At 35.5% G+C, this 7,597-nt stretch carries 11 protein-coding genes; 5 read left to right on the forward strand and 6 right to left on the reverse strand.

The genetic code is table 11. The annotated features are described in order from the left end of the window. Window positions 1–156: 156 nt before the first annotated feature. From B0X80_RS20020 to B0X80_RS20030, 3 genes are all read right to left on the reverse strand, one after another. Window positions 157–477 carry a YkgJ family cysteine cluster protein gene (locus tag B0X80_RS20020; protein ID WP_077343623.1) on the reverse strand — a complete coding sequence of 107 codons (321 nt, stop codon included), beginning with the start codon at window positions 475–477 and terminating at the stop codon, window positions 157–159. 95 nt (window positions 478–572) lie between these two features. Further along, the gene (locus B0X80_RS20025; RefSeq protein WP_077343625.1) at window positions 573–884 is read right to left on the reverse strand and encodes a hypothetical protein; all 312 of its coding nucleotides are present in this window, start codon (window positions 882–884) and stop codon (window positions 573–575) included. A 26-nt stretch (window positions 885–910) separates the two neighbouring features. Beyond that, window positions 911–1,336 carry a BLUF domain-containing protein gene (locus B0X80_RS20030; protein ID WP_077343627.1) on the reverse strand — a complete coding sequence of 142 codons (426 nt, stop codon included), beginning with the start codon at window positions 1,334–1,336 and terminating at the stop codon, window positions 911–913. Between the two features lie 142 nt (window positions 1,337–1,478). On the opposite strand from B0X80_RS20030, the gene B0X80_RS20035 reads away from it, so the two are divergent. The 3 genes from B0X80_RS20035 to B0X80_RS20045 all read left to right on the forward strand — a co-directional run bounded on the left by B0X80_RS20035 (window position 1,479) and on the right by B0X80_RS20045 (window position 3,076). Continuing rightward, the gene (locus tag B0X80_RS20035) at window positions 1,479–2,360 is read left to right on the forward strand and encodes a hypothetical protein (protein WP_077343629.1); all 882 of its coding nucleotides are present in this window, start codon (window positions 1,479–1,481) and stop codon (window positions 2,358–2,360) included. Window positions 2,361–2,543: 183 nt separating this feature from the next. After that, complete coding sequence (locus B0X80_RS20040) at window positions 2,544–2,783, forward strand: type II toxin-antitoxin system ParD family antitoxin (RefSeq protein ID WP_077343634.1); 240 nt, start codon at window positions 2,544–2,546, stop codon at window positions 2,781–2,783. Further along, window positions 2,783–3,076 carry a type II toxin-antitoxin system RelE/ParE family toxin gene (locus tag B0X80_RS20045; protein WP_077343636.1) on the forward strand — a complete coding sequence of 98 codons (294 nt, stop codon included), beginning with the start codon at window positions 2,783–2,785 and terminating at the stop codon, window positions 3,074–3,076. Before B0X80_RS20040 ends, B0X80_RS20045 begins: the two co-directional genes overlap by 1 nt. A gap of 99 nt (window positions 3,077–3,175) precedes the next feature. Here the strand turns inward: B0X80_RS20045 and B0X80_RS20050 are convergent, their stop codons facing one another. After that, the gene (locus tag B0X80_RS20050; protein WP_077343638.1) at window positions 3,176–3,397 is read right to left on the reverse strand and encodes a hypothetical protein; all 222 of its coding nucleotides are present in this window, start codon (window positions 3,395–3,397) and stop codon (window positions 3,176–3,178) included. Then, window positions 3,394–3,909, reverse strand: a complete 516-nt coding sequence (locus B0X80_RS20055) for a type VI secretion system amidase effector protein Tae4 (RefSeq protein WP_077343640.1) — start codon at window positions 3,907–3,909, stop codon at window positions 3,394–3,396. Before B0X80_RS20055 ends, B0X80_RS20050 begins: the two co-directional genes overlap by 4 nt. A 156-nt stretch (window positions 3,910–4,065) precedes the next feature. On the opposite strand from B0X80_RS20055, the gene B0X80_RS20060 reads away from it, so the two are divergent. Beyond that, complete coding sequence (locus B0X80_RS20060; RefSeq protein ID WP_077343642.1) at window positions 4,066–5,031, forward strand: IS30 family transposase; 966 nt, start codon at window positions 4,066–4,068, stop codon at window positions 5,029–5,031. Between the two features lie 128 nt (window positions 5,032–5,159). On the opposite strand, the gene B0X80_RS20065 is transcribed toward B0X80_RS20060, so the two are convergent. Beyond that, entirely contained in the window at window positions 5,160–5,558 is a 399-nt protein-coding gene (locus B0X80_RS20065) for a hypothetical protein (protein WP_077343643.1), read from the reverse strand. Window positions 5,559–6,254: 696 nt separating this feature from the next. Here B0X80_RS20065 and B0X80_RS20075 point away from each other — a divergent pair. Then, window positions 6,255–7,211 carry an IS110 family RNA-guided transposase gene (locus tag B0X80_RS20075; RefSeq protein ID WP_077343647.1) on the forward strand — a complete coding sequence of 319 codons (957 nt, stop codon included), beginning with the start codon at window positions 6,255–6,257 and terminating at the stop codon, window positions 7,209–7,211. Window positions 7,212–7,597: the final 386 nt, after the last annotated feature.

Below are 7,597 nucleotides of genomic sequence, written 5' to 3' on the forward strand. Positions count from 1 at the left end.
CCTGCTTGAAGTGCTTTAACTGCATCTTCGAAATTGAATTGATTTGTCATGTGTCATTCCTGTTTTTACTAGTTTACTGAAATGACACAGATTTTTGAACACTACCAACCAAGACCTATGCCACCAAATAGTACACTCCATACCATAATTGACGCACTATCCATTTAAATTACTCGTTAATCCCTGTGCTTTTCTTTCATTAATACATTCGTATGAGCCCATTTCAAATTCTCGACAAATTAAAGGACGGTTTTCATAAATGGTACACATAAGCGTTTCGCGGTCTAAAGCAGAACACCAACCATCATCTAAACGTAGCATGGTTTCGCCCCCCCACTGGTCAAATGCAATATGCTTATCAGGAACTCCAGTATCAGTGATAATCATAACTTCTAAATGACAACAACAAGCCTCACAACTTGAACAAGTAACTTCAACAGGTTTTGTTTCTGTTATATTTTTTATCTTAATCGTCATATAGACACGTTATGAATAGGGTTAAATTATATTTTACCTTAAGTCGATAGTATTCGATATCAATTAAAATAAAGCGTTTATAATTTACATTATTTCTAACGTTTATACTTCAACCAAAGTTTTACATAAACAGCATTACAGGTTGCATTATCATCCATTTTACCGTCTCGATCACAATCTGTTCCCGTTAGAGATTTAACTACGCCTTTCCCATACTCGTTAATATCACTTAATTCAGGTTGAACAATGATGGTAACTTTAGGTGAACGATCAATAAACTCACCTACATCTTTATACAAAGCAAATTCTTCTTTTGAAATTACATCGCTAATTTTAATATCTGTAGCTAACACAGTAAAAGTACTTATATATAAAAGCGCTACATTTAATAGAACAAAAAACTTCACTCCACCCTCTTTTTATTTAATGTAAATTAACTGAAAAAATTATCTCGTAAAGATAAAAACGTTTTAATACCTCTATTATTACTCGCTTTGAGCTTGTTAATAGGAGATGTTAATACGTCTGTTCCTTCGTAATTATCAGTAATTAATTGAATAGCATGTTCGTCTAACGATTTAAAAGCCATAGACCAATGTGAAAAAGATCTTTCTTTAATTTCGCCCTTATAAAATACATCAACACTAGTATGCCGGCTATCTTCAAAAATAGTTTGAAATAAATCAAGCACTATATTCTTCTCCCCCTCTAGAATTTGCATTATTTCTCTGTCGTGATAAAGCATCATTCCTGTAATACTTATATTATTATTTTTTATTCTAGCCTTTTCCAATATATCATTAAGTTCAGCTTCAGATAATCCAGTAGGAGCAATACTTGTATAAAGTAATTCAAACATTAAATGTTAGCCTTTGTTATAGTCATTATGAATAACTGTGTGTTTAGGATGATAGTAACCAATAATAGTCTAAGAACTATAATAATTCTCAACAACCCTTTTACTTTTTTAATGTGAACAGAAAATATAAACAGGAAATAAAATGACTAAACAGCTAATAACAAAATCTTTATTTAATCACCTTCTTTATTTATTCATTGCACTTATTAGTTTTGAAACAGTAGCCAATAATAACAATAATAACAATAATAACCGTATAGCCATAACGGTTGATGGAAATAGTGCGCCAGATTTTGCACATAAATGGCCAACTGGAGACCCTGATGATATTGGAGCGACTCCTGCTACATTAGCTATTATGGCCAAACTCAAACTACAAAATAAGCTAGTCCATTATTCCTATAATAATTTTATTGATGCACCAGCGGGACCGGCAAAAGATAATCAAATGAAAATAAGTGCAGAAGGTTCAATAAAAAGATGGAATTTTGATAGCACTCGTTTTTTTGATGTAACAACAGCATTAATTAAAGCAAAAAAACAGCTAGCTGAAGAAATCAATAAATCAACGGCTAACGATCCCCTTTATATTATATTGGGCGGCCTTGCTGAATTTCTATACTTAACCGTAGAAGAAGTCGTTAAAAATGGAAATATAGACGCCCTCTCATACGTACATGTTATTTCTCATAGTGGTTTTAATGAAAATCATTTACGCAGAAAAAATCATAGAACATGGAATGAAACTCTTGCATTAAGCGAAAATAGAATGAAGTACATTAAAATTCATGATCAGAATGATTGTAACAATAAAAACAATCTTTGGTGTTCAAAACAAGATTATTCACCATACGCATGGATGAAAAAGCATCCTGATGAGTCTGTACGTTGGATGTATAGCCGTATTGTAGCTTCAGGTTTGGCAGATATTTCTGATTGTGGAATGCTATATTACTTATTAGTCAATGATAAAAATGGTAATCCAGAAAAATTTCAGGAATTTATTGGAAACTCCGTGTTATAGCAATATTACCAATATAATAGGCACTCCTGTTATTATACTTAGGCCTCGTAAAGAGGCAAAAATTAGTTGGCTAAAATGTTAAAAGGACAAAAAACAGCCAACTGTTTTTTGTCCTTTTAAGTGACTTGTTATATTTTTTATACCATAATGTATTACATATAGGTACTAACGAGGTTTTAAATTATGGCTAAAAATACAAGCGTTACACTAGGCGATCATTTTGATCAGTTTATAAACCAACAACTTAACACTGGACGATATGGCTCAGCAAGTGAAATTGTTAGAGCTGGGTTAAGAGCTTTGGAAGATCAAGAAGCTAAACTTTTAAATTTACGTAATATGTTAATCCAAGGCGAACAAAGCGGTGTTGCAGATTACAGCTATGAAAGCTTATTGACAGAATTAGATAAAGATAACCATTAATGAATAAGTTTGTATTATCTTCGAAAGCCAAAACAGACTTAATTAAAATAGCTAAATATACCCAAATAACTTGGGGGCTCACTCAACGGAATGATTACCTAAAAGTATTAGATAATACGTTCAATTTATTAGCTGGTGATCACGAGCTAGGGATTAACTGTGATTATATTAGAGAAGGTTACAGTAAGTACCCACAAGCTAGTCATGTGATCTATTACAAAGAGTATAAAAACAGTCAAATATTTATCGTGCGAATACTGCATAAAAGTATGGATGTTAACTCCGCACTCTAGAAAAATATAACGCCTCATTCAGAGGCTAAGTAATGGTTGGCTAAAATTGTGTAGCGGAGCGAAACGTAGCCAACTGTATGTGTCCGTTTGAATTGCTTGTTATAATTTTTTTTGCTTTGAATTTTTATAGTATTTAATAGATATTAAAGAGCCAAGTATGCACAAAGCAAATGAAACAGCTAAAAACACTTTAAAATATTTTGTGGCATCATCTTCACCTTGAGATAAAGGACCGAAGAAATGTCCAATAGCATAAAAGGAAGCAATACTTACTCCAACTCCAACGATACCACCTAACAAAGCTACAAGGAAAAACTTCACGCGATAGCTCTCCAAAAAATAATTTCTTTGGATTTTTCAAAGTCAGACCAAACACCGTCTATAGATAACCCCGTAGAAATTCTTATCCAAGACGTCCAATCAGTCAGCCTTGAACCATTCCATAAATCAATATGATCACCTGTTGGATTGTTTATAGGGTCTGAGTTTCTTAACCAATAATCTTTAAAGTAAATTATTCCTTTCTTACCGGAAATAGATTTTTTAAAGTCTTTAACTGGGATACTCACCCCTTTTTCAAAAGATTGAGGCCTTACCTTTGTAAGAGCTTTAGCAAATTGTTCAGCTCTTAATATATGGCCTTCCGATTTTGGGTGGTGCCAGCAATGCTCAGCTCCTGGAAGAGTTGATGTATCAAACCCGCATATGGTCAAAGCATTCCCGACACGAATAGCGCATTGATTTGAAAATGCAGGTTTTCCATCAACCATACATGGATTATCTATATCACTTATTGTTGCATGCGCTTCCCATAAATCCTTGAACTTTATCATTTTGAACTCCTTGTAAATGTTAATTGAACTACAAACTTTCGTACCTAAATTCACATCCAAGTGCACCACTTGGCTCCATATAGATTGATAAGCCAATCTGACCTAACCTTAGTATCTTAGTTTCGACCAAAAAACTCAATACAAGGATAAATCAGAATGGCCTATCGTCATCTTAACACAACAGAAAGAGATATCATTGCGGACCAAATAAATAAAGGGAAAAGCTATCGTGCTATCGGCTCTTTACTTAATCGACCTCATTCAACCATTAGTCGTGAGGTGAGCCGGCATCGGAAAATTTACACCAGCCCTTACTCCGCCAAAAGAGCACAGAATATGGCTGACTATAAGCGACTCACTCCACGTCATGCTAAAAGGAAAGACCATAAACCTTTATATAATCATGTGATTGAGAAACTTCATCAAGGACTCTCTCCTGATATTATTGCCGGTCGTTTAAAAATATCACACCCCGATGACCTCCTGATGCGTATCAGTCATGAAACGATATATCGTTGGATACAAGCGGATAGGTTTGATGGTAAAAATTTGTATAAGACCCTTCTTCGTCGCCATACGTGGAGGAAAAAGCATGGACGAGGTCGTAGAGGTGACACGCTCAAAGGTAGAGTCGGCATTAAAGACCGTCCTGAATCTATTGACCTTAGACAAGATATAACCCATTGGGAAGGCGACTTAGTAGAGGGAAAACGTGGTACTGGCTACTTTGTCACCTTAACTGAAAGAAAGTCACGACTCATGCTAGCTTCAAGGGTCGAGAAGAAAGAAGCTCCTATTGTTGCTAAAGCCCTCATTAAATTATTAAAAACAATAAAGGATAAGGTGAAAAGCATCACCTTTGATAATGGTAGAGAGTTCTATGCCTTTGAAAAAGTTAAAAAAGCGCTAGACGCTGATATCTATTTTGCTGACCCATACAGCTCCTGGCAACGAGGAACTAACGAGCATTCTAATGGCATGTTAAGACGCTATTATAAAAAAGGGACTAGCTTTGAAAACATTACCAATAGACAAGTACGAAAAACTGTCGATATAATCAATAACAGACCACGAAAGATACTCGGATATCGGTCGGCAAGTGAGGTATATCAAGCCGGTTAAGTGGTGCACTTGCAGCGTGAATTCAGCGAATTGCATATAACGCCTCGTTAAGAGGCAATAAAATAGTTGGCTAAAATGTGTGAGGCACGAACAACAGCCAGCTTTTATTTGTCCGTTTGAACGCCTTGTTAGAGTTTTTTTGACAGCGCCTTATATTGACAAAAGCACACGGCAGCTGAATACAAACCTACAAACATAAAATATAAACCAGATTGAGAACGTAACATATCATTAGATATAAAATCGGGAAATGAAAATATGAAAAAGAAAATACCGATACACCCAGAAAATACAGCTATAACTTTTCTCAGAAAGCCAAAGTGATAACTTAAGAAATTAAGAGCTACTAGAAAAAACACATAAATTAGAGTTAAACCGTGAACTTCAGCATGACCAAAAAATGCTAGCGACCAAAGTCCTAATAAAATACCAACCCCACCAATTATGGTAGAACACTTATTAATTCCAGAGTCAGGATCTACAAAGTTTAATTTATAACGATATTTATTCGCCAATGAAAGCTCCAAACTCTAACGCCTTGCTAAGAGGCAAATAATTGTTGGCTAAAATAAGCGACGAAGGAGCAAAAGCCAACTGTTATTTGTCCTTTTAAGCAACTTGTTATACGTAAGATTAACAATCCCCACCATCACTATAATTTTGTGATACATGTGAATCACTTTTTGACCCCAAAGATTTTGGCTTTGATGGCAAGCTAAGTTTTGCAGATAGTAAACCTAAAAACGGTATACACCAACAAATAGTAATGATGAGTATTTTTGATACTGTATTTAGTGAAGTTTCATTCAATGTTCTTTTAGTCATTGAAATTAAGACGTAAAAGTAAATGACGGCAATTGTACACACTAGCCAGAATCCTTTCTCCATACTTCACCTTACGTATAACGCCTCATTCAGAGGCAATAAAATAGCTGGTTAAAATTAGCGAGGCCCGAGCAAAAACCAGCTGTTTTTAGTCCTTTGCAATGTCTTGTATGGATAATAACACCCACATCCATGTTCTTTTTCCAAACCAGTTTAGGTAAAGTGAGGCCCAAGCTTTGGCTGCAACCAAAGCCTTTTTATACGACAGTTCGATTGAATGATGGCTCCTCTGTCGAGAGACCGATAACAAGTAAGAACATCGTATAAAACTCCAAGCACTAAACTCGAATAGTCAACGGGGCCTCGAGCCCGAATTAGCAAGGCGGAGTCAGCTTATTATGAATTGCAAAAATAATCAAAATGAAATTAATGTCGGAGTCGATACCGGTAAAACACAACTCGACATTTATATACGTCCTTTAGATATTTATTTCACCGTTTCCAATGATGAAAAAGGTATCAATAAAGCCATAAAAGGAATTAAAAAACACAACCCAATACGCATTGTTATTGAGGCAACGGGGCGACTTGAACAAGCCTTTATTATCGCTTGTGCAAACGAAAAATTACCGTTTGTTGTTGCCAACCCTGTCCGCATTAAAAAATTTGCAGGCTCTGTAGGGCAATTAGCGAAAACAGACAAGCTGGATGCTAAGTTGATTGCCTATTATAGCGAAGCGATAAAGCCCAAGCTATCTACGCTTAAGCCAGAAACGTTAAGAACGATGAGTGACTTATTATCCAGACGTTGCCAGTTAATGGAAATACGTACCATGGAGAAAAATCGTCTTCAAATACTACCAAAATCACTAGAAAGTACGATAAATCCCATGCTCACTGTTATTAATAATCAACTCACAAAAATAGACAATAAAATGGTTAAACTCATTGAGCAATGTGAGGAATATCAAATAAAAAATGACATTATTCAGAGTGTTCCTGGCGTAGGAAATGTCGTTGCATTTAGCCTGCTAAGTAATATGCCTGAGCTTGGCTACATCACCAATAAAGAAGCCGCAGCCCTCGTTGGAGTAGCGCCAATTAACCGAGAAAGTGGCATATATAAAGGTAAACGAATGATACGTGGCGGACGTCATCAAATACGGACTGCGATGTTTATGTCCATGATGTCAGCGATGCAATGTAATCCCGTTTTTAAAGCAACATACCAGCGGCTTGTTGCCGCCGGAAAACCAAAGAAAATTGCGATTATTGCCTGTGTTAGAAAGATGATTGTGATCTTAAATTCGATGGTCAGAGATGGTGTTTATTGGGATCCAAAAATGAATCAATAATTAAGATTTGACACCATAGTCACTTGTTATATGCCTGATAAACCTGAACATAAATACAAAAGTCAGAAGTAAAAGATGGTAGTAATAAACACACTATAAATTGAGCTATCCACAAATGCCAGAACGAAATAATAGCTTTGCCAAGAAAAGTCTTTTAAATAGGAAAAGCTTATTAGTGACTATTGAAAAACGACAATAGCGAAACCCGTAGCAACACTTACAAAAGTTAAAATTATTAACCGAATTCTTAGTTAAAGCACCCTACTACATGAATTGCATATAACGCCCAATTAATGGGCTTTTATTGCTGGCTATAATTAGGAACGAGCACAGCCAGCTGTAAAAGTCCCGTTCAATTGCTTGTTATATGACTGATAAACCTGAAC

The organism is Pseudocolwellia agarivorans, assembly GCF_002000085.1.
GTDB lineage: Bacteria > Pseudomonadota > Gammaproteobacteria > Enterobacterales > Alteromonadaceae > Pseudocolwellia > Pseudocolwellia agarivorans.

Excerpts from the sequence above, each read along its gene's own strand:
- B0X80_RS20035 (WP_077343629.1), top strand. The coding sequence starts at position 1,479 with ATGACTAAACAGCTAATAACAAAATCTTTATTTAATCACCTTCTTTAT.
- B0X80_RS20030 (WP_077343627.1), bottom strand. The coding sequence starts at position 1,336 with ATGTTTGAATTACTTTATACAAGTATTGCTCCTACTGGATTATCTGAA.
- B0X80_RS20020 (WP_077343623.1), bottom strand. The coding sequence starts at position 477 with ATGACGATTAAGATAAAAAATATAACAGAAACAAAACCTGTTGAAGTT.
- B0X80_RS20040 (WP_077343634.1), top strand. The coding sequence starts at position 2,544 with ATGGCTAAAAATACAAGCGTTACACTAGGCGATCATTTTGATCAGTTT.
- B0X80_RS20045 (WP_077343636.1), top strand. The coding sequence starts at position 2,783 with ATGAATAAGTTTGTATTATCTTCGAAAGCCAAAACAGACTTAATTAAA.
- B0X80_RS20075 (WP_077343647.1), top strand. The coding sequence starts at position 6,255 with ATGAATTGCAAAAATAATCAAAATGAAATTAATGTCGGAGTCGATACC.
- B0X80_RS20060 (WP_077343642.1), top strand. The coding sequence starts at position 4,066 with ATGGCCTATCGTCATCTTAACACAACAGAAAGAGATATCATTGCGGAC.
- B0X80_RS20055 (WP_077343640.1), bottom strand. The coding sequence starts at position 3,909 with ATGATAAAGTTCAAGGATTTATGGGAAGCGCATGCAACAATAAGTGAT.